The sequence below is a fragment of the Azospirillum soli genome (genome assembly GCF_017876165.1).
Taxonomy (GTDB): Bacteria; Pseudomonadota; Alphaproteobacteria; order Azospirillales; family Azospirillaceae; genus Azospirillum; species Azospirillum soli.
This window is the reverse complement of record NZ_JAGINQ010000033.1, coordinates 23,381-50,357: the sequence shown is the minus strand read 5'-3', so window position 1 is coordinate 50,357 and position 26,977 is coordinate 23,381. Positions and strand designations below refer to the sequence as shown.

Annotated in this window: 16 protein-coding genes; 6 read left to right on the top strand and 10 right to left on the bottom strand. The window is 68.3% G+C overall.

Features of this window, described 5'->3' with window-relative positions; all coding sequences use genetic code 11:
- Positions 1–69: 69 nt before the first annotated feature.
- From J2852_RS28860 to J2852_RS28840, 5 genes are all read right to left on the bottom strand, one after another.
- Positions 70–2,607, bottom strand: coding sequence for a cellulase family glycosylhydrolase (locus J2852_RS28860; RefSeq protein ID WP_209882353.1), 2,538 nt, complete (start codon positions 2,605–2,607; stop codon positions 70–72).
- Positions 2,608–2,824: 217 nt separating this feature from the next.
- Positions 2,825–3,745, bottom strand: coding sequence for an SAM-dependent methyltransferase (locus J2852_RS28855; protein ID WP_209882351.1), 921 nt, complete (start codon positions 3,743–3,745; stop codon positions 2,825–2,827).
- 373 nt (positions 3,746–4,118) lie between these two features.
- Positions 4,119–5,399 carry an endo-1,4-beta-xylanase gene (locus J2852_RS28850; RefSeq protein ID WP_209882349.1) on the bottom strand — a complete coding sequence of 427 codons (1,281 nt, stop codon included), beginning with the start codon at positions 5,397–5,399 and terminating at the stop codon, positions 4,119–4,121.
- A gap of 88 nt (positions 5,400–5,487) precedes the next feature.
- A complete protein-coding gene (locus J2852_RS28845) occupies positions 5,488–7,848 on the bottom strand; it encodes a GumC family protein (RefSeq protein ID WP_343206843.1) in 2,361 nt (786 codons plus the stop codon).
- Positions 7,849–7,851: 3 nt separating this feature from the next.
- On the bottom strand, positions 7,852–8,634 hold the full coding sequence (locus J2852_RS28840) for a WecB/TagA/CpsF family glycosyltransferase (protein ID WP_246500062.1): 783 nt from the start codon (positions 8,632–8,634) through the stop codon (positions 7,852–7,854).
- Positions 8,635–9,107: 473 nt separating this feature from the next.
- Between J2852_RS28840 and J2852_RS28835 the strand changes: the two genes are divergently transcribed.
- Positions 9,108–11,396: a helicase-related protein gene (locus tag J2852_RS28835; protein ID WP_209882346.1), complete on the top strand. Its 2,289-nt coding sequence runs from the start codon at positions 9,108–9,110 to the stop codon at positions 11,394–11,396.
- Between the two features lie 52 nt (positions 11,397–11,448).
- Here J2852_RS28835 and gpmA read toward each other — a convergent pair whose 3' ends face one another.
- Positions 11,449–12,210: a 2,3-diphosphoglycerate-dependent phosphoglycerate mutase gene (gene gpmA, locus J2852_RS28830; RefSeq protein ID WP_209882344.1), complete on the bottom strand. Its 762-nt coding sequence runs from the start codon at positions 12,208–12,210 to the stop codon at positions 11,449–11,451.
- Positions 12,211–12,594: 384 nt separating this feature from the next.
- Between gpmA and J2852_RS28825 the strand changes: the two genes are divergently transcribed.
- Together J2852_RS28825 and J2852_RS28820 are read left to right on the top strand one after the other, a co-directional pair.
- The gene (locus J2852_RS28825) at positions 12,595–12,873 is read left to right on the top strand and encodes a MarR family transcriptional regulator (protein WP_246500061.1); all 279 of its coding nucleotides are present in this window, start codon (positions 12,595–12,597) and stop codon (positions 12,871–12,873) included.
- A gap of 12 nt (positions 12,874–12,885) precedes the next feature.
- Entirely contained in the window at positions 12,886–13,230 is a 345-nt protein-coding gene (locus tag J2852_RS28820) for a hypothetical protein (protein WP_209882340.1), read from the top strand.
- Positions 13,231–13,326: 96 nt separating this feature from the next.
- Here J2852_RS28820 and J2852_RS28815 read toward each other — a convergent pair whose 3' ends face one another.
- On the bottom strand, positions 13,327–13,566 hold the full coding sequence (locus tag J2852_RS28815) for a Nif11-like leader peptide family natural product precursor (protein ID WP_209882338.1): 240 nt from the start codon (positions 13,564–13,566) through the stop codon (positions 13,327–13,329).
- Between the two features lie 101 nt (positions 13,567–13,667).
- Positions 13,668–15,971, bottom strand: coding sequence for a glycogen debranching protein GlgX (gene glgX / locus J2852_RS28810; protein WP_425514409.1), 2,304 nt, complete (start codon positions 15,969–15,971; stop codon positions 13,668–13,670).
- Between the two features lie 592 nt (positions 15,972–16,563).
- Here glgX and J2852_RS28805 point away from each other — a divergent pair.
- On the top strand, positions 16,564–18,720 hold the full coding sequence (locus J2852_RS28805; RefSeq protein WP_209882337.1) for a hybrid sensor histidine kinase/response regulator: 2,157 nt from the start codon (positions 16,564–16,566) through the stop codon (positions 18,718–18,720).
- A 139-nt stretch (positions 18,721–18,859) separates the two neighbouring features.
- A complete protein-coding gene (locus J2852_RS28800; RefSeq protein WP_209882335.1) occupies positions 18,860–20,152 on the top strand; it encodes a pentapeptide repeat-containing protein in 1,293 nt (430 codons plus the stop codon).
- 374 nt (positions 20,153–20,526) lie between these two features.
- Here the strand turns inward: J2852_RS28800 and J2852_RS28795 are convergent, their stop codons facing one another.
- On the bottom strand, positions 20,527–22,209 hold the full coding sequence (locus J2852_RS28795) for a methyl-accepting chemotaxis protein (RefSeq protein WP_209882333.1): 1,683 nt from the start codon (positions 22,207–22,209) through the stop codon (positions 20,527–20,529).
- Positions 22,210–22,392: 183 nt separating this feature from the next.
- On the opposite strand from J2852_RS28795, the gene J2852_RS28790 reads away from it, so the two are divergent.
- Positions 22,393–26,196 carry a tetratricopeptide repeat protein gene (locus J2852_RS28790; RefSeq protein WP_246500059.1) on the top strand — a complete coding sequence of 1,268 codons (3,804 nt, stop codon included), beginning with the start codon at positions 22,393–22,395 and terminating at the stop codon, positions 26,194–26,196.
- On the opposite strand, the gene J2852_RS28785 is transcribed toward J2852_RS28790, so the two are convergent.
- Positions 26,168–26,968 carry a MetQ/NlpA family ABC transporter substrate-binding protein gene (locus tag J2852_RS28785; protein WP_209882332.1) on the bottom strand — a complete coding sequence of 267 codons (801 nt, stop codon included), beginning with the start codon at positions 26,966–26,968 and terminating at the stop codon, positions 26,168–26,170. The genes J2852_RS28790 and J2852_RS28785 overlap by 29 nt on opposite strands.
- Between the last annotated feature and the right edge of the window lie 9 nt (positions 26,969–26,977).

The window sequence follows — 26,977 nt, the reverse complement described above, 5'->3', positions numbered from 1 at the left end:
AAAAGAAGGCCGGCAGCGTGCGCTGCCGGCCCAAGTCGCTCTTCCTGCGTGGATGATCGAAACCGCCGATCAGGCGCCTTCGGTCGCGATGTAGTGGGAATGACCGTATTCCAGGTGCTCGGCACCCAGGGCAGCCAGTTCCGCAGCCGCGGCCGTGGTGGCGACCGGGGTGATCTCCGGAGCCGAGGAGGTGGCCGCCTCGGCCTGCTGCTGGGTCACCGCATGGGTCCACACATCCACCGAACCATCGGCCGGAGCGGCCATGGCCAGGGCCTGGGCGGTGCCCGGCGGGTTGATGGTGCCGACACCCGTGGCGTCGGTGATGGTCGCCTTCGTCGGGTTGGACAGCTTCAGCGAGAAGTTCTCCGTACCCTCCGCGACGCTGTCGCTCAGCACCTTGACGGTAACGGTCTTGCTGGTCTCACCGGCGGCGAAGGTCAGCTTGCCGCTGGTCGCCGTGTAGTCCGAACCGGCCTTGGCCGTGCCGTCGGCTGTGGCGTAATCCACGGTGACCGCCTCGGTGTAGGCCTTCGACAGCTTCACGGTGAAGGTCGCGTCGGCGGTCGCCGGGCCACCGGTCGAACCCTTGTACAGGCCGGCCTTGATGGCGTCGTACTTGCGATAGTCGACCTGCCAGCTGTCGTTCATGATGCCGCCGGTGTCGCCCGAGCCGGGGCTCCAGGCCCAGTAGGTCCAGCTGGCGCCCTGGTCGCCCTGGGCGAGGTCGATGGTGCCGTTGCCGTCCCAGTCGCCGTTCATGTACTGGACCAGCTTGGGCATCCACTTCTGGTCGATGGCGGTCTCCATGCGGCTGCCGAACTCGCCGACCAGCACCGGCGCCTCGTCGTTCTTGATGAAGTGGCCCCACATCTGATCCCACTTCGCCGGCATGTTGTTCGGGAAGTTGCCGTCGTTGAACCAGGACATCATGTGCAGCGACGGGCCGTAGTCGTGCACCGAGTAGACCAGCTTGTCCGGCGTGTTGAACTTGACCTCGTAGTTCTTCTCGCCGAGCAGGTTGCCGCCCCACCAGTACCACTGGTTCTGGTAGGTCTCGATGCCCTCCACGATCAGCAGCCAGTCCTTGTTCACCGACTGGATGGCGTTGCCGATGCGCTCGGCCGCCCGCGCCCAGTCGGTCGCCGGGTTGCCGTCGCCCCAGGTCGCCGGGTTGTGCGGCTCGTTGTGCAGGTCGGCGCCGATGACCGCGTCGTTGCCCTTGTAGCGGGTCGCCAGCATCTTCCAGTTCTCGATCATCTTCGATTCCGGGTACTGGCTGGTGTACCAGAGCCCGTTCTCGTTGGCCGAGGCACCGTCGCCGGAGCGATGGTGGTCGAGGATGATCTTCATGCCGATCTTGTCGGCGTGCTCGATGATCTTGTCGAACACCTCCAGCGAGGTCTTGCCGACCAGATCGGGGTTCTTGGCGTAGTCGATGCCGGTCGGGCGGCGGCCGGCGTCGAGCATGGCGTCGGAGTAGGGCAGGCGGATGACGTTGAAGCCCAGCTCCTTCATCTTGGCCATCTGGTTCTGGTAGCTGTCCATCCACAGCCCCTGCGGCGCGAAGGCGTAGCCCTCGGCCCCGAACCAGTTGACGCCGGTCAGCTTCACCGCCTTGCCGGTGCTGTCGATGATCTGCCCGCCGTCCGTCGACAGGAAGCCCGGCGCGATGCCCGTGCTGCTGGACGAGGAACCGGTCGGCTCGGTCACTGTGACGTCGTTGACCGTGATCGACGGCTGCGTCGGCGTCGGGGTCGGCGGGACCGGCGTCGTCGGCGTGCCGGTGCTGCCGCCCGGGAAGTAGCTCTTATCGGCGTTGACGACCAGGGTGCCGTCCCACCACATGCCGGACTGGCCCTTGATCACGTCCTGCCCGTCCAGCGGGCCCTTGTCATAGCTGACGATGGACGCGTCGGGGGCGACGGCCTTGCCGTTGATGGTGATCTTGTTGACGATCAGGTTGCGGTCCTGACCGTTGATGGTCGCATCGTTGTCGTACTGGACCTGGATCTTGTGCGCCTGGTCGGCCGCCACGTTGGTTGTGAAGGCGTAGTCCTTGGCGGTGGTGCCGACGGTGCCCTCGCCGACCTTCTTACCGTCGATCAGCAGGTTGAAGTGCGCGTTCACGCCGGCGGCGGCGTTGCCCTGCGCGTTGATCACGATCTGGGCGTTGCCGGCCGGGGCAGTCGGGGTGGTGACCGGGAAGTAGTCCTTGGTCAGCGCGAAGTCGAGCGCGCCGTTCCACCACATGCCTTCCTGGCCGGGGACGACGTCCTTGCCGTCGACGGCGCCCTTGTCGTAGGTGACGAGCGAGCTGGTCGAGCTGACGGACTTGCCGTTGACTTCCAAAGACTTGACGAGGAGGTTACGGTCCTGACCGTTCACGTACCCGTCGTTGGTGTAGACGATCTGCACCTTGTGCGCCTGGTCGGGAGCGACCTTGGCGGTGAAGGTGTAGCGGCCGGCGGTGGTCGAGCTGACCGTGGCCTGGCCGAGATCGACGCCATCCAGGCGCAGCTTGAACTGCGGCCAGATCCCGCCGGCAGCCTGCCCCGAGGCGTTGACGACGAAGGTCGTGTCGACGAGGCTCGTGGTGGTCGTTGCCATTGGAAGATACCTCTTTCCGTTTTTCGCTGGAGCCGAGGTTCGTCCAGAATGGTTAACGAGATATTTCGCATTTTAGGGAAATGCTGCCCAAAAGCCACGATCGCCTGTGAAAAGAAAGGGACGCGAGAATCCCGCTTTACTGCGCCTGAAAAGACACAGTGGGCTCTCGCGACCACAAGTGTTTGATTTCTTTACAGGTCAGATTTCGGGGGAGATCTCATCGGGCCTTGTGGGCCACCATGAAAACCTCCGGACGGAACAGATAAAGCTGTCCGAGCTTGCCGAGCTTGCGCCGCATGGTTAACGGCATGGCGCCCAGAAGAGCCTCCACGGCCTTCACATAGGCCAGATAGCCGCGTCCGGAGAAATGGATCGGCAGGCGCCGCCGCACCGACATCGGGGCGATGTAGACGGCCTCCATCCGCTCGAAGCCGGCCTTGCGCAGCGCCGCCTCCGTCTCCGCCCAGGTGTATTCGCGCAGGTGCATGCAGATCGGCTCGTCCAGCCCGAAGACCTCCGACAGGTCCATGGGCCCGGCGTGCTTGTGCGGCATGCTCAGCACGTAACGGCCGCCCGGCTTCAGGATGGCGTGCACGTTCTCCATGTGGGGGATCACGTCGTCGGGGTGGAAATGCTCGATGACGTGGGTGGAGACGACTGCGTCGTACTGTTCCTTCGGCTCGAACTCCGCGAGGTTGACGCCGTCGCAGCAGCGCCAAGTGACGTTGGTGCGCTCGTCGATCCAGCGTTCACCGCGCTCGCGGGTCACCTCGGTGGCGACGCAGCGATAGCCGTGCCGGGCCAGGAAGCCCAGCAGCCGCGCCTTGCCGGAGCCGACCTCGTACACGTCCGTGGCGCCCTTCAGCAGCGTCAGGAAATGGCCGAAGTCCAGCTGGTCGTCCTGGACCGAGGTGTCCACCGCGTCGTTCAGCCAGGGGCAGGCGGAATAGAGCGCGGTGTAGCAGCGCTCGAACACCGACCAGCGCTCCTCGCGGCGGGAGTCGAGCAGTTCGCGCGCCAGCCGGCGTTCCAGATCCCAGTGCTGAAGAACCATGCTCTCGCTGAGGGGATAGCTCGGCGCGAGGCCGAATTTCCGCTTGTAGCGGGCAACCAGTTCCTGGGCGTTCAGGCGTTCCATGACCGACCTCATGGGGAAAAAGCGACATGACCAGCCCTGAATTTAGGGAGCCGGAAATCGTTCGTAGGCGGTGCGAATGGCGGGTATGACCGGTTCGATCGGAGTAGGGGAGGGGGTGGAGGTAACCCTCTCCCGCCCGAGGCGGGAGGGTGGTCGCATCGGGCCCCCACCCTAACCCTCCCCCATGCCGTGCACGGGGGAGGGAATGCAACCTGCCCCCGCCGAAGATGGGGGCGTGGAGCCGACGGCCGCAGGCCGGACGGGCGCCAAAGGCGACCGTAGGCGGAGCGCGGTCGCGAGACTTGCGAGCGACCTCGGAGGGGCCCAGCCGAAGGCTGGGAGGAAGGGGGCTCGCCGCGACACCGTCCGGGAACTACCCCGCCCGCGTCCTCCCCCGCAGGGCCTGCACGGTTGCTTCGTACATCGGCAACGGGCGCGAGGCGGCGTCGTACGGCGACGGCTGCGGCTGCAACTCTGCTTTCTCCCGCGCGATGTAGTTCAGGTCGGAGCGCAGGTGCCACCAGCACAGCTCGGCCAGCCGGGCGTTGGCCATGACATCGCCCACATACTGTCCGGCCAGCCACGCCATGCTGCGGTCCTTCTCCGTGCGGGACCAGGCGCGGGGCAGGTGGGTTTCGTCCACGTCGAATTCGGTGATGTGGATCGGCAGGCCCAGCCGGTCCACGGCGCGGTAGAAGCGGCGCATGCCGTCGCGGTCGTAGGGCTTGCCGGCCATCAGGTGGCTTTGCAGGCCGACCCCGTCGATCGGCACGCCGCGCGCCACGGCGTCGGTCAGCCAGGTCAGCAGGTAGGCGCGCTTGCGCTGCTGCCAGCCCTCCGCCAGTTCGATGCCGAAGTCGTTGATGACCAGCTTGGCCGAAGGGAAGGCTTGCCGGATGTGGTGGAAGAAGGGATCCAGCCATTCCGGCCCCTTCTCGGCGCCGCCGGCCGCCACCCACCACATGCCCTTGCGGAAGCCGTGGCGGTCCTGCTCATGCGGGTGGCTGTAGCCGGTCTCCCAGAAGAAGACCTCGTTGGCCACGTCGATGCGGTAGAAGATGTCGCCGTAGCGCCGCTTCACGGCGGCGACCATGTCGGTGAAGCGCTCCCAATGATTCTCGGGGGAGAGCGTGCCCTCGGCGGAGAAGTAGCGGTTCTCGCCGATCCCCAGTTCCGGCATCAAATCGACCGGCAGCTTCATGTAGTCGGGCATGCCCATGTGCTGCCACAGGGCGCAGTGCCAGTTGGGCTGGGCGCCGATGCTGCGGGCAAGCTCCACGCTGGCGTCGAAGCGGCGCCAGTCGAACCGGCCGTCCTGCGGCTGGAAGACCGCCCATTTGCCGCCGTTCTCCGGCGTGACCACGTCGCATTCCCGCGCCATCAGCGTGTCGAGCATCGGGTCTTCCGGCTCGATGAAGTGGTCGCGAGCAGCGCCGTGGCGGACCCCGGCGGCCCGGCAGGCGTCGCGCAGCGTCACGTCCGGCGCCGCGCTCGGCGATGCCAGGGCCTGCGCGGCGGCGACCGCCGGGGCGGTGGCGGCCTTGCAGCTCGCCAGCACCGCGGCGCCGATGGCGGCGCGCAGGGCGTCGCGGCGGGTCAGCGCGATGCGGTCGAACAGGCGGGACTTCTGGGTGTTGGGCGAGGGCGGGACCATGATGTCGGGCCTCGTGCTGTGAAAAAAAGCCCCTCTCCCCCCTCATGCAGGATGGGAGGGAGAGGGGTGGACGCAAGGGGAGGGAGGCTTACGGCGTGACCCGCAGGGTCGGGTTGCCGTAGTACTTCCGGGTCGCGACGTAGCTGTTGTACGGACCCTGGTAGCCCTTCGAGGCGGCCTTCTTCAGGTTCACGTCGGTCATCACGCACACGAACTTGTCGTGGTCGATCGGGCCGAGGTCCGCCACCGCCTGCAGGTCGCTGGCCGTGGTGTGGCCCCAGCGGGTGACGAACAGAACCTTGGAGGCGGCGCCGCACACGATGCGGGCGTCCGACACGGCCAGCGCCGGGGCGGTGTCGAACACCACCAGATCGAACTGCGGCGACAGGCCGGCCATCAGATGCACGAGGCTGTCCACGTTGAAGCGGTCCAGCGTCATGGCGTTCAGGCGGCCCGCCGGAACCATGGCGAACGGAACCTCGTCGGAGACGTGGACGATCTCGTCCAGGGACGCCTCGCCGGCGATCCAGTCCGACAGGCCCTTCTTGGCCGACAGGTCGAACAGGCCGTCGATCCGCGAGCGGCGGAAGTCGGTGTCCACCACCACCACGCGCCGGCCGGCCTGGCTCGCCACCTGCGCCACGGCGAGGCTGAGCGAGGTCTTGCCGTCTTGCGGCCGGGCCGAGGTCACCGCGATGGAGCCCACCGGGCCGAGGTCGGTCAGATGGTTGCGGAACAGGGCGCGCAGCGACTCGCTGAACAGGGAGAACGGGTGGCGCTGGAAGATCTTGTACAGCCGGCCCTTGGCGCTGCGGTCGGTGTGGTGCGGCACGATGTGAACCACGCCCACGCCCAGGATGCGGCGGATGGCGTCCGGGGTGTGGATGTGGCGCTGCAGAAGCTCCAGGCCGAACACGGTGAAGATCGACAGGGCGACCGAGGCGACGAAGCCGGCCAGCAGCAGCAGGACGCGGAACGGACCCGACGGCTCATGCGGCACCTGCGGGGCCGACACCAGCTTGACGGCGGCCGGGAAGGCGCGGGTGTCCTTCTGGGCCTCGACCTCCTCCAGGCGGGCCAGCAGGTTGTCGAGCAGCTGACGCTTGGCCTGGGCCTCGGACTCCAGCGTGCGCAGCGGGATCGCGTCCTCCTGCATGGTCGCGTAGCTGCCTTCCATCTTCGCGATCATGCTCTTCAGGGCGGTTTCCTGCTCCACCGCGACCTGGGCGGCCTCGCGGACGCCGTTGATCTCGCGGCGGATTTCCTGCTGGAGCGAGGAGTTGGCCTCGTTCAGGCGGGCCTGGAGTTCAACGATGCGCGGGTGCTTGGGGCCGTACTGGCGCGACAGCTGGGCCATCTCGGTGGAGATCGCCGCGACGGTGGCGCGCAGCTGGGCGACGACCGGGGAGGCGATGCTGCCGCCGATGGCGTTCCAGTTGCCGGCGCGCAGGTTGCGCTCCAGCGCATCGGCCTGGGCGACGCTGCGGGCGCGGATGGCCGCGGCCTCGGCCAGACGCATGCGGGTCGACTCAAGCTCGTGCATGGCCATCGGGCCGGTGCCGCCCTTGATCAGGCCGGCCTTCATGCGGGCCGCCTCGGCCTTGCCATCGGCCTCGGCCACTTCCTGGCGCAGGGTGTTGATGCGGTCCTGCAACCAGGCGATGGCGCCGGTGGACAGGTCGCGGTCCATCTTCTGGCGGGTTTCCATGTAGTGGCGGACGATGCCGTCCACCACGTCGCGGGCCAGCTGCGGCTCCTTGGCGCTGAAGCGCACCTGGATCACGCGCGACCGGCCGACGATGGTGACGTCCAGCTTGCGATGGATGCGCGCCATGATCTGGTCGTTGCCGAGAGCGGCGTGGGCCTCGCGCGCCCGGATGTCCTTGGCCACGCCGTCGCCGTGGCTCAGCAGCCAGGCGACCGGGCCCGGCAGCTCGTCGCCCCAGGCGCGGCTGGCGAGGTCGCGGCCCTGGGCCACCGCGCGCTCGATCAGCGGCAGGGTCTCGTCCTCCTGGGCCGGCGGGTTGAACTCGGGATGGGTGCCCAGGTTCAGGTCCTCGATCACCCGGTTCAGCACGTGGGCCGACTTCAGGATCTCGATCTCGCTGAGGATGGCCGCGTCCTCGGCCGGCATGGCGCCGACGACCTGTTCGGCCTCGCGCACGATGCGCACCTGGCGGTTATCGACCAGCAGAAGAGCTTCGGACGTGTACTGGTCCTTCAGCATCGACACGCCCAGCGCCGACAGCCCGGTCAGTGTCACCACGATGAAGGCGATCAGCCACTTGTGGCTGCCCAGCACGCGCAGGATGAACCGGAAATCCGGCCCGGCGGCCGGGGCTTGCCCTTCGAATTCGCCTCGCGACGACAGGCCGGGGCCGGGGACGCCGGCGGTCGGCCAAGCCGGAACCGGCGGCCCACCGCGGTTGATCTGGGGAAGGTTTTCCACTTCTCAAAGCTCCTTATGCATGGGCGCTGGTGCTGGGGCGCGGGACGAACGCGTGGCGGCGGCACGGCGCAGAAGCAGGACGTTGTGGGCGAAGCCGAAGGCCCCGACGCAGTAGCGGCGGAACAGCCGGCGCGGCTCCTGGGCGAGCCGGAACGCCCATTCGAAGCCAAGGCGTTGGACAAGCGTCGGCGCCCGCGCGAATCTCCCGGCCAGGAAATCGACGATGGCCCCGCCGTTGACGATCAAAACCTTGTGGTCGAGCGCGCGCTTCAGTTCGACCGCGACCTCCTCCTGCCGGGGCATGCCCATGGCGAGCAGGATGACGTCCGGGCGATGCTGCCGGGCGCACTCGATGTAATGGCCGTTGGGATGAAAGCCGTGCTGCAGGTCCACGTACGCGTGCGGTGTGCAGTCTTCCAGGTGGGTGCGGCAGCGTTCCAGCCAGGGCGTGGCCGTGCCGTAGATCGCCACCCGGCGTGCCGACAGCGTGCGCAGCAGCAGCGGGATGAAATCGGTACCGTTCATGTTGAGGCCCGCCGGCTGGCCAAGCCAGGGCAGGGAGAGCTGCAACGCGATCCCGTCGCGCAGGATCACGTCGGAAGCCCGGAACGCGGCCAGCGCCGGAGCGGAGGTCGCGCACAGATTGACGCTGTGTGCGTTGACGAACGACAGAATGGTCGGCCGTTCCACAGCGCCCAAAGACGACAGCAAATGCTGGCGTTCTTCCTCGCTTGAAATACACCGTATTCTCTCGATCAGTGCCAGGACGTCACGAGGGCTCGGCATGCACATCTCCTAAAACAATTTGCGCAGCGACAACCACGATCATTGCCACTGCCCCGATGATGCATGACGGGAAGCCGGCCGGTCAGACGGAAATGCTTACTAACACGTCCGATTGAGGGGCCCCGCCGAGGCGCGTCGCGCGGCTAACCCGTTCGAACGGAACGCCGGAACGCGACGATCTATGTGGCTGGAGTCAGCCCTTTTTCGCAGCGGTGGGATTGGTGAGGCGGCAAGGAAGGCGAATTAGCCCGGCCTCGCTTTGGAACCACGGAATCGCTTGCTGGACCAAATGGCTCCGCCCATATAGGTACATCCGCTGATCGCCGGTGCGCAAAGGAGGGACCCGCCCTCGCCGTGCCGGCTCGGCCGCGGCGCTGTTCCTGTTTCAGAGCCCGTGCGCCACCGGCCGCTCCGCTTGGGACCGCCCCTTGGGACTGCCCCGCCCGGACGGCCGACGACAGAAGAAGACGTTTATGAGCGACAACGAAGACACCCCCCGCCAGCCCGGAACCGCCGACGAGTTCGACCGGCGCGACGCACTCCGCGCCGTTGCCTCCGTCGTGCGCGGCGACGGCATCGAGGTGGACGCCGACAGCACGCCGGCCCGCTGGTCGGTGGCGGTGGTGCACGAGGTGGTGATCCCCGGCACCGACCGGAAACTGAAGCTGCGCTTCCGCGTGGCGATCGGCCCGCTGCCCGACGTCGAGGCGGAACTCTGGGGCCTGATGACCGCCGAGGAGGGCTTCGGCCGTCCGCAGGCCAAGGCGCTGGGCAAGCAGGTCAAGGCCGCCGTCCTGAACGCGCCGGCCATCGAGAAGGCGCGCGGGCGGGTGGACGGCTGGTTCGCCTCCATGGCCCAGCGCGCCGCCGGCTTCGGCGAGGCGTGGCGGCCCAAGGGCTTTGCCGACGAACTCGGCCGCGTGGTCGGCTTCGGCGGGCGCATCCCGCGCCTGCAAACCCTGCTCGACGCGCTGGAGGAGGCCTTCTCCACCGCCGCCGCGCGGGCCGGTCTGAAGGTCCGGCGCGAGCGGCTGGAGAACGCGTCCGGCATGGGCGTGTATCTGGACAGCTTCGCCACGGCGCGCGCCATGGTGCGGCGCTTGCGCCTGTTCGTCGGCCCGACCAACTCCGGCAAGACGCACGCCGCCATGGACCGTCTGGCCGAGGCGGAGAGCGGCTGCTACCTCGCCCCGCTGCGCCTCTTGGCGCTGGAAGGGCAGGAGGCGCTGGAGACGCGCGGCCGTCCGTGCAGCCTCGTCACCGGCGAGGAGCGCGACGTGCGGCCCGGCGCGTCCTTCACCTCCTCGACCATCGAGATGGTGAACACCTCCAAGGTCTGGGGCGCCTGCGTCATCGACGAGATCCAGATGATCGGCGACCCGGATCGCGGCTGGGCCTGGACCCAGGCGGTGGCCGGCGTGGCCGCTCCGGAAATCCTGATGACCGGCTCGGCCGACGCCATCCCCTACGTCAAGCGCCTCGCCGACGCGATGGGGGAGGAGCTGGAGATCGTCGAGTTCACCCGCAAGTCGCCGCTGCGCGTGCAGGAGGAGCGGGTGAAGCTGTCCGACGTGCGTCGGGGCGACGCGGTGATCGCCTTCTCGCGCAAGGACGTGATGGGGCTGCGGCGCGACCTGCTGGCCCGCGACCACACGGTGGCGGTGATCTACGGCGCCCTGTCGCCGGAGGTCCGCCGGGCCGAGGCGCGGCGCTTCCGCGAGGGCACGGCCGACGTGCTGGTGGCGACCGACGCCATCGGCATGGGCCTGAACCTGCCGGTGGCGCGCGTGGTGCTGTCCACCACCCGCAAGTTCGACGGCCGCGAGGAGCGCGAGCTGACCCATTCCGAAATCCGCCAAATCGGCGGGCGCGCCGGCCGTTTCGGCATGCACGAGGAAGGGCGCGTCGCGGTTCTGGAGGGCGAGAACATCAACCCGGTGCGCCGGGCGCTGACCACGCCGCCGACGCCGCCGACGGATCCGCGCTCGTGGATTTCGCCCAACCTGTCCCACGTCGAGGCGATTGCCCGCGAACTCGACACCGATAGCCTCGCCAAGGTGCTGCGGACCGCCGGCCAGGAGCTGCTGCGCGCCAACCAGACCTTCCGCATGACCGATCTGGAGCAGCGCATCCAGGCGGCGGCGGCGGTGGACCGGGCGAAGCTGTCGCTGGCCGAGCGCGACATGCTGGCGCGCTGCCCGATCGACGTGCGTGACCAAAACAACCTGCGCCTGCTGGCGATCTGGGCGATGAATCAGGGCAAGGGTGTTCCCAACCCGGCCCCCGACGCCGCCGAACGCTTCCGCCACCACGTCGGCACCGACGTGGAGCTGGAGAAGGCCGAGCGCGCGGTGAAGGAGCTGACCGCCTACGCTTGGCTGGCCTACCGTTTCCCGGACGCCTATCCGGAGATGGACCTGTGCCAGGAGCGCCGGGCGCATCTGAACGCCTTCATCGAACGGACGCTGGCCGAACGCTCGCTGGCCCGCGCCTGCCCGATGTGCGGCACGCGGCTGAAGGCCAACCACCGCTTCCGGGTCTGCGACAACTGCTTCGCCGGGCGGCAGGAGGAGCGGCAGGGCCGGCGCGGCGATGGTGCCCGTGGCAATGGAAGGCGGCGGGACGCTGACGGCCAAGCCCCGGCGGGCGACGGTGCCGCGGCTCGTCCGAGCGGTCATCCGCATTTTCACCACCCCGTGCCCGGCAAGAAGCGCGGCAAGGGCGGTGCGGGGCATAGAGGGCGGCGACCGGCGGCGTCGTAAGGGGTGAATTTCCCTCTCCCGCCGGGGGCGGGAGAGGGAAATTAGGGAATCCTCACGCCGCGGCGCTGCCACCCTGTGCCGCCCCCGTCCGTTCCGGCCAGGTGATCTCCTCCTGTCCGCCGTCGTCGGTCAGGAAGTAGCGGCGCAAAGGGATGAGGTCGGTGCCCAGCTCGTAGACCAGCGGACGGCTGGTCGGGATCTCGAACAGCGGGATGTCGGCGTCCGGCACGTTGTCCAGATGCTTCACGAGGCCGCGCAGGCTGTTGCCGTGCGCCGCCACCAGCACCCGCGCGCCGAGCCGCAGCGCCGGGCACATGTTGTCGCGCCAGAAGGGGATCACGCGATCCGTCGTGTCCTTCAGGCTTTCACCGCGTGGCAGGTTCGCCTTGCCCAGGCCCACGTAGCGCCGGTCGCTGACGGCGGAGCGCGGGTCGTCCGGCTCGATGGGCGGCGGCGGCACGTTCCAGCTGCGCCGCCAAGTGAACACCATGTCGGCGCCGTGGCGCGCCGCCGTTTCGGTCTTGTTCAGCCCCTGGAGCGCGCCGTAATGGCGTTCGTTCAGGCGCCAGTGCTTGTGCACCGGCAGCCACAGGCGGTCCATGTCCTCCAGCACGATGTGCAGCGTCTTGATCGCCCGCTTCAGCACCGAGGTGAAGGCCACGTCGAAGTCGAATCCGGCCTGCTTCAGCAGGGCGGCGGCGTGCCGGGTCTCGGCGACGCCTTGTTCCGTCAGGTCCACGTCGGTCCAGCCGGTGAACAGATCCTCGCGATTCCAGACGCTCTGACCGTGCCGCAGCAGCACGAGGCGATGCATGGCTTGCCCCTCCCTGTCGCCATCTGAGGACGCAACGGCAGCCAGGGAAAAGAGTTCCGGTGCGGTGCCTGTGAAGCGTCTTTGTGTCAAAGACGAAACAGTGCCGAAATTTTCGGAAAACAAACGCACGCTAATCTCTGCTTTGAGCGAAACCGAACGTGACCTGGACGAATGATTTGGACCGAGCAAGGCATGGCTGCGACGACGGCGCGGGTAGGCGCGCCGGACCGGACGCAAGACCGCGCGCGCCGGACTGACTCTGTCGCCGACACCGTTTCGAGGGTTTCGCCGAAAGGGGGATGCGCCGGGCACGATGCCGGCGCACAGCCGAACGCTGTAGCAACCACACTGCGACGCAGTGGAAACTTGCGTACCGAGGCCGCCATGCAGCATCATGACTTCATCTCCAAGGCCGTTTCGACCGACCGCGACATCACCTTGGAGGCGCTTCGTGTGTTCACCTACCTGAGCCGGCGGCTCCATTTCGACCGACCCGTTCCGGTGCTGCAGTCCGAACTGGCTGACGCGCTGGGCATGCAGCGGCCCAACGTCAACCGGGCCATCAAGCTGCTGGAGACCAAGCACATTCTGCTGCGGGACTCCAAACTGGGCCGTGCGATCACGTTCCGACTGAACCCGGAACTGGAGGGCAGCCGGGCCTGATTTGGCTCCGGAATGATCCTAGAAAACCGCCAACTGCTTTTCACCAACATTGCCCTGAAGCAGGCCTTCGCTTGGTACCAGCAGGTGCCGAACCAGACCGATCTGCCCCTTGGGGTCATCACCATGGTGACCCCCAAGGCAGGCGGCGGCGCTTCCGTTCAGATTCAGCAGAGCGGATCCACCAAGACACGGGAAGTCACGTTCCTGGCCAGCAAGACGCTGGCGGTTCTTCTGCTGTTCTGTCGCCGCCAGAAAATTCCCATCCCGCGCGACGCCGACAAGGACATTGGCACGTCCGACGACGGCATCATCCTGACCATTCGCGGAACAACCGCGACGACGGCCCCGCCGCCGTGAGGGTATGGGCGCGTCAGCGCCGGCAATAACCGGCAAGATTCGGTTGTGGTGAATCCCCGATGACCGTGTGACCTCTCGGGTTTCGGAACACGCCCGCTATCCCGCGTGCAGCGTTGGCCGGCGGTTGGTCGAGGCGGCCGTGCTCGGCGGCAGCCAAGCCGCCTGCGCCGCTTCCAGGGGAACATCCTGTTCGGTGAAGCGGTAGCCGTGACCCCTGGCGAAGTCGACCAGATCGGCGATCGTGCGCAAACCCGCCGACGCGCGGCGCAGCGCCGCGCTCAACGCGGGATCGCCCTGGGTTGCGACCAGGAAGCGGATGTAGTCGGTTTGAACCATGGGTGGGATTCTGGATTGCTGGCGTTACCAAAAGATTTCATTCGCCTAAAATCCAATGCAACCCCGATGCGGCGCGTTGCCGCACCGGGGGCCATTTCCGTTCACTCTCCCGGCTGCTGGGCGGTTTCCGCCTCCTCTTCCGGCTGGGCCTCGGTCGCTTGCTCATCCACCGTCTCCGACGCGTCGCGCAGGGCGCGCGCGGCAGCCCGGAGCGTGCTTTCGACCCGGCGGTCGGGCATCAGCTCGAACAGCAGTAGGGACCGGCCGGTCACCGGGATCTCGTCACCGCTGCGGGCGGTGGAGACCTCCAGACGCTCGGGCTCGGTGGTGTCCACCAGCTGAAGCCACTGGCTGCCGCCCACCACCTCCGGCAGCTTGAAGGGCACGACGTCGTGGTGGGAGTTGATGATCAGCAGAAGCGTGGCGTCCGACGCCTTCTTCTTGATGCCGGTCGCCTGCGCCCGCCCGTCCAGCAGCATGCCGAGGCAGCGCGCCATTGGGTCCTGCCACTGTTCGGTCTGCTTTTCCAAACCGGCGGGGGTGATCCAGGTGACGTCCTTCACCTCCAGGTCGGGGTTGTAGGCCCCGGTGAAGAAGCGGCCACGGCGCAGCAGCGGGTGACTCTGCCGGAGGGCGATCAGGCGGCGGACGAAGTCGGTCAGGGCCAGCCCGTCCTCGTCGATGTTCTCCCAGTCGATCCAGCCGATCTCGTTGTCCTGGCAATAGGCGTTGTTGTTGCCGTGCTGGGTGCGGGCGAACTCGTCGCCGGCCAGGATCATCGGCGTGCCCTGCGACAGCAGCAGCGTTGCCAGAAGGTTGCGCATCTGGCGCTGGCGCAGCGCCTTGATCTCCGGGTCGTCGGTCGGGCCCTCGACGCCGTGGTTCCAGGACAGGTTGTGGGAATGGCCGTCGCGGTTGTCCTCGCCGTTCGCCTCGTTGTGCTTGTCGTTGTAGGAAACGAGGTCGTTCAGCGTGAAGCCGTCGTGCGCGGTGACGAAGTTCACGCTGGCCCACGGCTTGCGGCCGCGCCGGTTGAACAGGTCGGCGGAGGCGGCCATGCGCGTCGCCATTTCCGGCAGCTTGCCCTCGTCGCCTTTCCAGTAGGCGCGTACGGTGTCGCGGAACTTGTCGTTCCACTCCGCCCAGCCCGGCGGGAAGCCGCCGACCTGATAGCCGCCGGGGCCGCAGTCCCAGGGCTCGGCGATCAGCTTGACCCGGCTCAGCACCGGATCCTGCCGGCAGGCGTCGAGGAAGCCGCCGCTGTGGTCGAAGCCGTAGGTCTCGCGCGCCAGAATGGTGGCGAGGTCGAAGCGGAACCCGTCCACATGCATCTCGGTCACCCAATAACGCAGAGAATCGGTGACCATCTGAAGGACGCGCGCGTGCACGAGGTTCAGCGTGTTCCCCGTACCGGTGTCGTTGATGTAGTAGCGCGGGTCCGGCGCCAGCCGGTAGTAGGAGGCGTTGTCGATTCCCTTGAACGAGAGGGTCGGCCCCATCTCGTTGCCTTCGGCGGTGTGGTTGTAGACCACGTCCAGGATCACCTCGATCCCGGCGTCGTGCAGGCGGGCGACCATCTCCTTGAATTCGTAGATGGCACCCGACGCCAGATAGCGTGGGTCGGGCGCGAAGAAGCTGATGGAGTTGTAGCCCCAGTAGTTCCGCAGCTTCTTTTCCAGCAGATACCGGTCGTCCACGAAGGCGTGCACCGGCAGCAGTTCCACCGCCGTCACGCCGATGGAGCGGATGTAGTCCACCACGTCCTGCTGGGCGAGGCCGGCGAAGGTGCCCCGGTACTGCGGCGGCACGGCCGGGTGGCGCATGGTGTAGCCGCGCACGTGCGTCTCGTAGATGATCGTGCGCTCCCACGGGATCGCCGGGTGGCGGTCCTGGCCCCAGGTGAAGGCCGGGTCGATCACCACGCATTTCGGCATGCCGGGCGCGCTGTCGCGCCGGTCGAAGGACAGGTCGCCGCGCGGCGAGCCAACGCGGTAGCCGAAATGCGCGTCCGACCAGCGCAACGGCCCGATCAGGTGCTTGGCGTAGGGGTCGAGCAGCAGCTTGTTCGGGTTGAAGCGGTGCCCGGCGCGCGGCTCGTACGGCCCATGCACGCGGTAGCCGTAGACGGTGCCCGGCCGGGCGTCCGGCAGATAGCCGTGCCAGACCTCGTCCGTGTATTCCGGCAGCTCGATCCGCTCCAACTCCCGGCGGCCTTCCTGGTCGAACAGGCACAGCTCCACCTTGGTGGCGTTGGCCGAGAACAGCGCGAAGTTGACGCCCAACCCGTCCCAGGTGGCGCCGAGCGGGTAGGGCAGGCCCTCCCGAATGCGGGAACGGCGGGAGACCTGCGGGGCGAAGGGCAGTTTCTTCAAGACGGACCTCGTGACGGCTCGGTGTCGGCTCATGGGGGAATTCGCGGCGTGAGAGCAACGCGCGAGACGGTCCGGTGATCCCTTCGCCTTTGGCCGAACCTTCATCACAGGCTTTTGGCACCGTGGGCCTTCGAGCCTCTCCCAACAGAGTGGGTGCCTTATGAGCATGGTCATAGTCGTCAAGGCAGGTCGCGCCCTAAGCCTCACCATGGTATGCTCCCACACGAAAAATAAAGACAAATATGCTGGGGGATTGCGAAGACCGCATCAAATATTGGCGAAGAATACGGGGGGTGTATGAACGAAATCATCAGTTTCGCGGAGGCGGTTTTGCCGGCTATGACTGGTAAACATCGGTCGAACGATCCGGGCTTCTGGCGCCTCCAGCGGCGCTGCCCGTCGCACGCCGGCGCTCCTCCGCTGCGCCCCCGCCCCATGGCCCGTCTCTAGCCCCTCAGCTCTAGGCCCCCAGCGTCACGCCGATCCGGCCAATCCTGAATCAGCGCCCTGAACCGGCGCGGAGTTCCCGGCCTGGGACGCTCCGTCGCTTTTCCCGTCCGGCGTACCAGCGATCCGTCGCCGATCCCGGACGATCTGCCCTGTCCCTGTTCGACTGTCCTTGCTCATGCTTCGGCTCTCCTATCGCGCATTGCTGTCGTTGCACCCCAAAGCCGTCCTGGCCGCCATCGTCGTGGCGGTGACGGCCCTGGGGACGTCGGCGTTCGGCGCGATGACCCTGCTCGACTATCTGGACACGCTGGACCGCGCCGAGCGCGACGCGCGTCAGGCGGCCGCCGTGCTGGAAGGCCACGCGACGGCGGTGCTGGAGAGCGGCGCGTCCGCCGTGACGCGCGTCGCCGACCGGATGGAGGGCGGCGGCCTGTCCACGCTGGCCGAAAACGCCCTGGGGGAGGCGCTGGCCACCTCGGGCATCGGCGCGCTGTCCATCGTCGATGCCTCGGGCAAGGTGGTGTTCGGGCCGACCATCGGGCTCGGCACCGAAGCGATGACCACCATCCTGCACGGCGAGATGCCGGACGACGAACGCGGCATCCTGCTTCTGCCCGGCCACATCGACGACGGGGGCGCCATCGTGCTGACCCGCCGGCTGACCAACCGCAGGGGCCAGACGGACGGCGCGGTGCTTCTGGCGCTGCCCACCTCGGCGCTGTCCCATGTGATGCGGGTCTTCGGCGACGGCCATCTCCGCTTCGCCGGGCTGCTGCGGCCGGACGGCCTGCGGCTGATCGGCTTCGGCGTGCCCTATCTGGGTCCGTTGCCGCGGCTGGCACCGGGCGACGACGCGGTGGAGTCCGACTGGCCGGTCGGCGGGCAGGCGTCGGTGCTCGGCATGAAGCGCATGGACACGCTGCCGGTGATCGCCGCCGTCGCCCTGTCGCGCAACGCCGTGCTGGCGCCCTGGTACAGCCGCCTGGAACGCGGCGGCGCCGTGGTCGGCCTCAGCGTTCTGGCGCTGCTCGGCCTGTCGTGGCTCGGCTGGGCCAGCCAGCGCCGCGAAGCGACGGCCCGTCAGGCGCTTCAGGACGCCAATTCCCGGCTGGAGCAGCGGGTGGAGGAGCGCACGGCCGACCTGCGCGCCCTGAACCAGAAGCTCGTCCGCGCGTTGACCGAGAAGGAGCGCGCCAACCAAGCCAAGGGCCGCTTCCTTTCGGCGGCGAACCACGACCTGCGCCAGCCCTTCCAGGCCCTGCGCCTGTTCCATCACATCCTGACCGAGCGGCTGAAGGACCCGCGCGACCTGTCCATCGCCGGCAAGATGGGGGAGGCGCTGGACAGCGGCGAGAAGCTGCTGCACGCGCTGCTGGAGGTCGCCACGCTGGACGCCGGTGTGGTGCGCCCGAACGTCGCCGACGTGCCCATCGCCTCCATCCTGAACGAGGTCGCCGCCGATTTCCGCCTGGCGGTGGAGGAAAAGGGGCTGGAACTGCGGGTGCGCCCGTCCGACGCGGTGGTGCGGACCGACATGGCCCTGCTGACCCGCATGCTGCGCGAGCTGCTGCGCAACGCGGTGACCTACACGCCGTCGGGCGGCATCGTCGTCGGCTGCCGGCGGCGCGGACAGTGGCTGCGCATCGAGGTGTGGGACACCGGCCCCGGCATCCCGTCGGAGCATCTGGACGCCATCTTCGAGGACTTCGTCCAGCTCGGCAACCCGGAGCGGGACCGCCGCCACGGCCTGGGCCTCGGCCTCGCCAAGGTGCGGCGCAAGGCCGAACTGCTCGGCCATGCGATGGAGGTGCGTTCGCGCCTTGGCCATGGGGCGGTCTTCACCATCACCGTCCCCCTGGCGGCCAGCGAGACGAAGGCGGAACCGTCCGCCACCCCCGCCGCCGGTCCGATGGAGGACGCGCCCGAGCGCCTGATCCTGGTGGTCGAGGATGATCCGGTCCAGCGCTCCGGCATGCAGCTTCTGTTGGAAAGCTGGGGCAACCGCGTGATTTTGGCGGCCGATGGCCCCGCCGCGCTGGAGGCCTTGCGGGCGGCCCCCCGCGCCCCGGACGTCATCGTGACCGATTTCCGCCTGCCGGGGTCCCTGACCGGGGCGCAGATCGTCACCCGCGCCGCCGAGCAGCTTGGCCGTCCCATCCCCGGCATCATTCTGACCGGCGACACCGCGCCCGAGCGCATCCGCGAAGCGATGGACGCCGGCTGCCGCCTGCTGCACAAGCCCTTCACCCCCGATCTGCTGCGCGACGCCCTCCGCGCCGCCGGCACGGAACGCGGCGCCACCCGGCAGGCCGCGCATCAGAGCGCGGCCTAGGGTTCGTTCGGCGGGTTGGTTCGGTGGGTTCATGCGGCACCGCTCCCAGCGTTGATATCAGCATTAATAATTCTTGAACGACGCCTGCGTTAACCTGTGGCCGTGATCGGAATCGACACGGCCCCATGAACCAGCGTCCATGAATCCGCGCAGCCTCACCCGCCTGGACCAATCACAACTCGACGCCGTGGTGCGGCGGCACGAGATGTTCCGCAACGCGCGCATCGGCGGAGCGCGGGCGACGCTGTCCTTCTTCGACCTCAGCGGGCTGGATCTGTCGGGGCGCGACCTCGCGCACGCCGACTTCGTCGGTGCCTCCCTGCGCGGCGCGAACCTGACGGGGGCGCGGCTGGACTGCGCGGCGATGTTCGCCACCGACCTGCGTCAGGCCAATCTGGAAAACGCCAGCCTCATCAAGACCGACCTGCGCGGCGCCTGCCTGCGCGGCGCCATCCTGATCGGCGCCAACCTGTTCGAGGCCGACTTGCGCGACGGCTCGCTGGCTGAGAAGGACCGGGCCGGCAACCTGCGCATGGTCCAGGTGGACACCCAGCCGACCGAAGCGTCGGGCGCCGACCTGTCGGGCGCCAACCTGACCAACGCCCGCCTCAGCGGCGCCATGGCCTTGCACACCGACTTCACCGACGCGGTGATGAAGGGGTGCAAGCTGGTGCGCGCCACCATGCGCGGCGCCAACTTCACCGGCTCCAACCTGGAAGGCGCCGACCTCTCGGGTGCCGACCTGCGCGGCGCCTGCCTGCGCGGCGCGGTGCTGACCGGTGCCGCGCTGACCATGACGGACTTGACCGACGCCGACATCGAGGACACGCTGACCGACAACCCGGTCGGCCGCGTCGTGTCGGAACTCGGCCGCCCGCTGGAGGAACTGCTGCACGACCACATCGTGTGGGTCGGCACCGGCGGTGCCCAGGGCGCGCATCTCGACCTGTCGGACTTCGACCTGCGCCACGCCCCGTCGCTGGCGCACAGCTGCCTGACCATGCTGCGGGCGGTGGGGGCGACCTTCTATGGCCTGGACCTCACCAACGTGCAGCTTCAGGCGGCGGTGATGGAAAACGCGGACTTCCGCGTCGCCAAGCTGATCGGCGGCGACATGCGCGGCATCAACCTGAAGAACGCCAAGCTGAACAACGCCGACCTGCGCAACGTGAACCTGCGCCCGCTGGTCTTCGACGAAAAGCGTTCCATGCGCTCGGAACTGGCCGGCGCCCGGATGCGCTACGCCGACCTGCGCGGGGCCTGCCTGCGCAACGTGAACTTCGCGGGCGCCGACCTGTCCTTCGCCAACCTCATGGGCTGCGACCTGGCCAAGGCCGACTTCAGCCACGCCCGCCTGTTCGGCGCCAAGCTGGAGCGCAAGGCGCTGATGGAAGGGGTCATCCTCGACGGTGTGGCGGGCCTGAAACTTTAAGCGTGCTTTCCCCAGCTGTCGCACGGCTGTCAGGGGAGCCGAGTCAGGCGTTGAAGGGGCTGAATTGTTTTGGCGCGAGTCTCGGAAACGGACGCTGCTGTTTCCCGGAGCCTGCCACTCCCGACGTCGTCATTCCCGCGAAGGCGGGAATCCAGGCCGAACAAGCACTTACACGGAAACCTTCTGGATCCCCGCCTACGCGGGGATGACGATGTGGAAAGGGATGGCCCCGAAGGCAAATGTTTCACTGGACAGCCGTGCCAGCTGTCGAAAAGGCGAAGGTGGGCGATTCTCGGCAGGTTGTGAGCTGACGGTGGAAAAGATCACACGAAGACGCGTCTTCGTGTGTCTCCGCGTTTCCGACCTGCGGTCGCTTATGACGCCCGGACGGTCGTCAGGAACTTCGTCACCTCGTCGCGCAGGCGCTGCGATTCACGCGACAGCCCGCCCGCCGTGCTCAGCACCCGTTCGGCCGAGGCGCCGGCCTCACCGGTCACGCGGGTGACGGTGGCGAGGTTGCCGGATACGGCCGAGGTGCCGGCTGCCGCCTGCTGGATGTTGCCGGCGATCTCGCGCGTCGCCGCGTCCTGCTGGCCGACTGCCGTGGCGATGGCCGCCGAGATCTCGCTGATGTGCCCGATGGTGCCGCCGATCCCCTTGATCGCGGTGACCGCCGACCCGGTGGCCTCCTGAATCTCGGCGATCTTCGACTGGATTTCCTCAGTCGCGCGCGCCGTTTGGTTGGCGAGGCTCTTGACCTCGTTTGCAACGACGGCGAAGCCCTTGCCGTGCTCGCCCGCGCGCGCGGCCTCAATGGTGGCGTTCAGCGCCAGCAGGTTGGTCTGGCTGGCGATGTTGTTGATCAGCTCGACCACCTCGCCGACCCGGCGGGCGGACTCGTTGAGGTGGGCCATGATGCTGTTGGTCTTCTCGGCCTCATGCACCGCCGCGCCGGCGATGCTGTTCGACTGCGCCACCTGACGCCCGATCTCCTGGATGGAGGCCGAGAGCTGTTCGGTCGCCCCGGCGACGGTGCTGACGCTCGACGTGGCTTCCTCGGCGGAGGCCGCGGCGTCCGTCGCTAGGTGCGAGGCGTCGGTCACCGTGCGCGACATGGCGGTCGAGGCGCCCTGCATCTCCTGCGCGGCCTGCGAAACAGCGTCCACCACGCTCTTGACGCTCGCCTCGAACCGGTCGGCAAGGCTCACCAGCGTGGCGTGGCGTTCCTCCGCTGCGCGGGTCTTGGCGCGTTCCTGCTCGGCGCGCAGGCGGGCGGTTTCTTCGGCGCTGTCCTTAAGCACGGCGACCGCGTGGGCCATTTTGCCGATTTCGTCGCTGCGATGCCGTTCCGGAATCGCGGTGGACAGATCGCCGCGCGCGATGCTGACCATCGCCTCTTCCAGCCGCAGGATCGGCTGGCTGAAGCCCCGGCCAAGCGCGAAGGCCAGCGCGAAGGTCGCCAGCGCCAGCATGGCGACGATACCGCCAATCTGCCAGGCGCGTTCGGCAAAGGCGGCGTTCACGGTATCCAGATAGACGCCGGACCCGATCATCCAGCCCCAGCCGGACGTGAAGCGCCCGAAGCCGACCTTGGGCACCGGCTGGTCCTGGCCGGGCTTCTCCCACAGGAAGTTGACGAAGGTTCCCTTCGGCGCCGCCTGGATCAGTTCGCGGATGACGTAGGTGCCGCCGGGATCCTGGTAGTTCCAGAGGTTCTTGCCTTCCAGCCCAGGCTTGGCGCCGTGCGCGACCGACACACCCTCGCGGTCGTAGACGAACAGGTACTCCGATCCGTCGAAGCGCAGGGCGCGCAGGACGTTCTTCGCCGCCGCCTGCGCCTCGGCCAGCGGGATTTCACCCTTGGCGGCGCGCTTTTCCAAATCCTCCACGATGCTGACCGATGAATCGACCACCGCGCGCACGCGCGACTTGTGGTCGTCCATCATGGTCGCTTCCAGGCGGATCAGCGACACGGCGGCGACGATGGCCAGGGCCACCAGCGAAATGACGGGGAAAATCAGGATCTTGGCCCTGATGCCGAATTGCAGGCCATGCATCTGTCTTGTCCTTGGCAGGAACCTTTGGCCAAATGGTAGGACCACTTGAGTTAACGAACGACTGCACACGAAGCAACCGCGCCAAAAATTGCGCGTGACAAATTGCCCCTGGGGCTTCCGTCACGCTTCCCGCGCCGGAAACATGTTATCGAGGGGGCGGCGGGGGACGAAACGACAGGCACCATGACCAAGCAGGATCGCAACAAGGCTCCCGCCCATCATGATATGGCCCATCATGACGCGGCCCATCGCGCTTTTGCCGAAGCCGTGGCCCGCCACCACGCCGGCGACCTCGCCGGGGCCGAGCGGGGCTACCGCGCGATCCTCCAGGCCGACCCCGGCCATGTGGAAGCTCTGCATCTGCTGGGCGTGCTGGCCCACCAGACCGGCCATGACGCCGAAGCCGCCCGCCTGATCGCCGAGGCCATCGCGCGGGCCAACGAAAAGGGTGGTGGCAAGGCCGAACACCACGCCAACCTCGGCCTCGCGCTGCACGGCCTCGGCCGCGTCGCGGAGGCGGAGGCCGCCTACCGCCGCGCGCTGGCGCTGAAGGAGGACTATCCGGAGGCGCAGAACAGCCTGGGCAGCGCGCTTCAGGATCTCGGCCGGCTCGACGAGGCCATCGCCCATTACCGCCGTGCGCTGGAGTTGCGCGGGGCTTATCCGGAGGCGCTGGTCAACCTCGGCACCGCCCTGCACGCGCAGGACCGGCTGGAGGAGGCCGAGGCGAGCTTGCGCGCCGCGCTGGCGCTCGACCCCGCCGATCCGCTGGCGCACACCGACCTGGGCGTCGTGCTGAAGGAGGCCGGCCGGCTGGACGAGGCCGAGGCCGCCCACACGGAAGCCCTGCGCCTTGCCCCCGGCGACCCGGAAACGCTGGTCAACCTGGGCCTGCTGCGCGAGGCGCAGGGGCGGCCGGTGGAGGCCGAGGCCTGCTACCGCGAGGCGCTGCGCAGCGATCCGGGCTTCGCGCTGGCCCGCTGGAACCTGTCGCTGCTGCTGATCGGGCGCGGCGCGCTGCCGGAGGGGCGCGACCTTTACGAAGCCCGCTTCGATTCCCGCCGCGTGCTGGGCGCGCGAAGCTTCCCGGTGCCGCGCTGGCAGGGCGAGGATCTTTCGGGCAAGCGCATCATGGTCTGGCGCGAACAGGGCCTCGGCGACGAGTTGCTGTACGCCACCTGCCTGCCCGACCTGATCCGGCGCGCCGGGCAAGTGATCCTGGAATGCGACCCCCGCATGGTCGGGCTGTTCGCGCGGTCCTTCCCCCAGGCGACGGTGCGCGCCCAGACCTTCACCCCCGACGGCCGGGAGACGGTGGACCCGCCGGACTTCGACACGCACGTTCCCATGGCCTCGCTGACGCGCTTCCTGCGGCGCGACTACGCCAGCTTTTCAGCGGCGGGGGCCTATCTGGTGCCGGACCCGGAGCGCGCGGCGCTGTGGCGGGACCGGCTGGCCGCATTGCCGCCCGGTGTGCGGGTCGGCGTCTGCTGGCGCAGCCAGCGCACGCTGGGGGAGCGCAAGCACGCCTACACCCATCTGGACGCCTGGGCACCGTTGTTCCGGGTGCCGGGACTGGTCTTCGTTGCCCTGCAATACGACGCCCGTGACGAGGAGATCGACGGAGCGCTGGAACGCCAGGGCGTGACCCTGCACCGCTGGGCTGACACCGACCTGAAGAACGATCTGGAAGCGGCGGCGGCGCTGACCGCCGGGTTGGACCTCGTCGTCACCGTCGCGTCCTCGGTCGGCGAGATGGCCGGGGCGCTGGGCGTGCCGGTTTGGCGCTTCGGTGGAGCCAACGATTGGACCATGCAGGGCACGGCCGTGCGCCCCTGGTTCCCCAGCATGCGCATGTGGCGTGCGCGCGGCGGGGAGGGGTTGGATGGCGTCCTGGCGCGGATGGCGGGGGCGTTAAAACAACAGCTCCCCACCGTCATCCCCGCGAAGGCGGGGATCCAGGGCAACGCGGGAAAGTCCCAAATGGCCCTGGATCCCCGCCTTCGTGGGGATGACGATCTGTTGAAAGAGGCCCATTCTCTCCACCAATCCGGCCAATGGCCGGAGGCGGAGAAGGCCTACCAGAGCATCCTCCAGGCCGACGCCAACCACGCGGAGGCCCTGGAGGGCTATGGCTGGCTGGGCCATCAGGCCGGACGGCCCGACATCGCGGTGGAGTTGATCGGGCGCGCCATTGCGGCCGGCGGGGGCACCGCCGAGCGTCATCGGCGCCGCGCGCTGGCCTTTCAGACGCTGGGCGCTTTCGCCGAGGCCGAAGCCGACTACCGCGCGGCGCTGACCTTCCAGGCGGACGATGCTGAAGCGCTCGGCAATCTCGGGGTCGTGCTGCTCGGGCTGGGCAACGCCACCGAGGCCGCCGACGTGACGGCTAAGGCGGCGCGCCTTCAGCCCCTATGGGCAGGTCTGCACGCCAACCTTGGGCTGGCTCTTCAAGCCGTTGGCAGCGACGGGGATGGGGCGTTGCGCCGGGCGCTGGCACTCGACCCGGCTTTGGCCGAGGCATGGAACGGTCTTGCCTCTTCCGCGCTGGCGGCGGACCGCGTCGCCCAGGCCGACGCGTTCGCCGACCGTGCCTTGCGCCTGCGCCCCGACTACCCGGAGGCGCTGAGCAACCAAGGCGTTGCGCTCCTGGCTCTCAACAAGAATCCGGAGGCCGTGGCAGCCCTCCGCGCCGCTCTTCGCCTGCGCCCCGACGACGCCCGCACGCTTGGCAATCTGGCGCACGCGCTGGAGGCGGCGGGGGAAGCGGACCGGGCGGCTCTGGCGTGGTGGAAAATCATCCTGCTCGACCCCGGTTCGTCCGAGGGCTTCGCCGGGCTGGCCGACCTGCGGCAACGGCAGAAGCGTTTCGACGCCGCCCTGCGCGCCTGGGGCCGGGCCCTGACGCTGAATTCGCAACGCGCCGAATGGCACTACAATCTCGGCAACGCCTTTCAGGCCGCCGGCCGCCCATCCGACGCCGACGTGGCCTACCGCCGGGCGGTGGAGGTGGACCCGTCGCTGTCGCTCGCCACCTTCAACCGGGGCTACGCCGCGCTGGCCCGTGGCGAGTTGGAATTGGGCTGGACCGGGCTGGAAGCGCGCTTCGCCTCGGGGCAGGCCACGCCCGACCGGCGGTTTCGCAAACCCCTTTGGGACGGCGGCGATCTGACCGGCAAGACCGTGCTGCTGTGGCGGGAGCAGGGCGTGGGGGACGAACTGCTCTACGCCTCCTGCTACGCCGACCTGATCGCGCGCGCCAGCCGGGTCATCGTCGAATGCGATCCCCGTCTGGTGCCGCTGATGGCGCGCTCCTTCCCCAACGCCGTGGTGCGCGCGGAGACGGCCGACCCCGACGATTTCGACCTTCACGTTCCGGCGGGATCGCTGCCGCGGCACTTCCGCACTCGCCTGGACGCCTTTCCGGATCGCGCGGGATGGCTCACGCCGGACCCGGAAAAACTCAATCGGTGGCGGGACCGTCTGGCGGCGCTCGGGCCGGGTTTGAAGATCGGCATCTGCTGGCGCAGCCGCTTTCGGAACGCGTTGCGGGAGTCCGCCTACACAATTCTGGACCAGTGGGGGCCGATCCTCGCCACTCCTGGCGTCCATTTCGTCAATCTTCAATACGACGACTGCGTCGCTGAACTCGCAACGGCGGAGGAACGCTTCGGCGTGCGCGTCCGGCGCTGGCCGGATGTGGACCTGATGAACGATTTGGACGAGGCGGCGGCGCTGACGGCGGCGCTGGACCTCGTCATCTCCGCCGGCACGTCGGTGGCGGAGATGGCCGGCGCGCTCGGCGTGCCGGTGTGGCGCTTCGGCTGGGCGGGGGAATGGACCGCGCTCGGCACCGCCGTGCGGCCCTGGTACCCGTCCATGCGGCTGTTCGCCCCGCCGCCGGGCGGCACGCTCGACGACGCGCTGGGCGCCATCGGGCGTGCCGTGACTCAGGCGATCACCAGGCCGGGACGATCGCGCCCTTGAACTTGTCGTTGATGAACTGCTTCACCTCGTCGTTCTGGTAGGCCTTCACCAGCTTCGCCACCCACGGCTTGTCCTGGTCGGCCTTGCGCACGACGATGACGTTGGCGTAGGGGCTCTCGCTGGCCTCGCGGGCGATGGCGTCCTTGAGGGGGTCGAGCCCCGCCTCCAGCGCGTAGTTGGTGTTGATCACCGCCACGGTCACGTCGTCCAGCGAACGCGGCAACTGGGCGGCGTCCAGCTCGACGATCTGGAGCTTCTTCGGGTTCTCGGCGATGTCCAGCGGCGACGCCTTCAGCCCGGCGCCGTCCTTCAGCTTGATCAGGCCCTTGGACTGGAGCAGCAGCAGCGCGCGGCCGCCGTTGGTCGGGTCGTTCGGCACGGCCACCTTGGCGCCGTTGGGCAGCGCGTCCAGGCTCTTCGCCGTCTTGGAATAGACGCCCATCGGGAAGATGACGTTCTTGGCGACGCTGACGAGGTCGTAGCCGCGATCCTTCACCTGATTGTCCAGATACGGCTGGTGCTGGAAGGAGTTCGCGTTCAGGTCGCCGTCGGCCAGGGCCTGGTTCGGGATGACGTAGTCGGAGAATTCCATCACCGTCAGCTCAAGGCCTTCCTTGGCAGCGATGGGCTTCACCTTCTCCATGATCTGGGCGTGCGGGCCGGGGGTGACGCCGATCTTGATGGCTTCGGCATGGGCCGCGATGGGGGCGCCGAAGGCGGCGGCCAGGGTCACGGCGGCGGCGAAAGTGCCGAGCAAGCGCTTGCGGATCATCTCCAACTC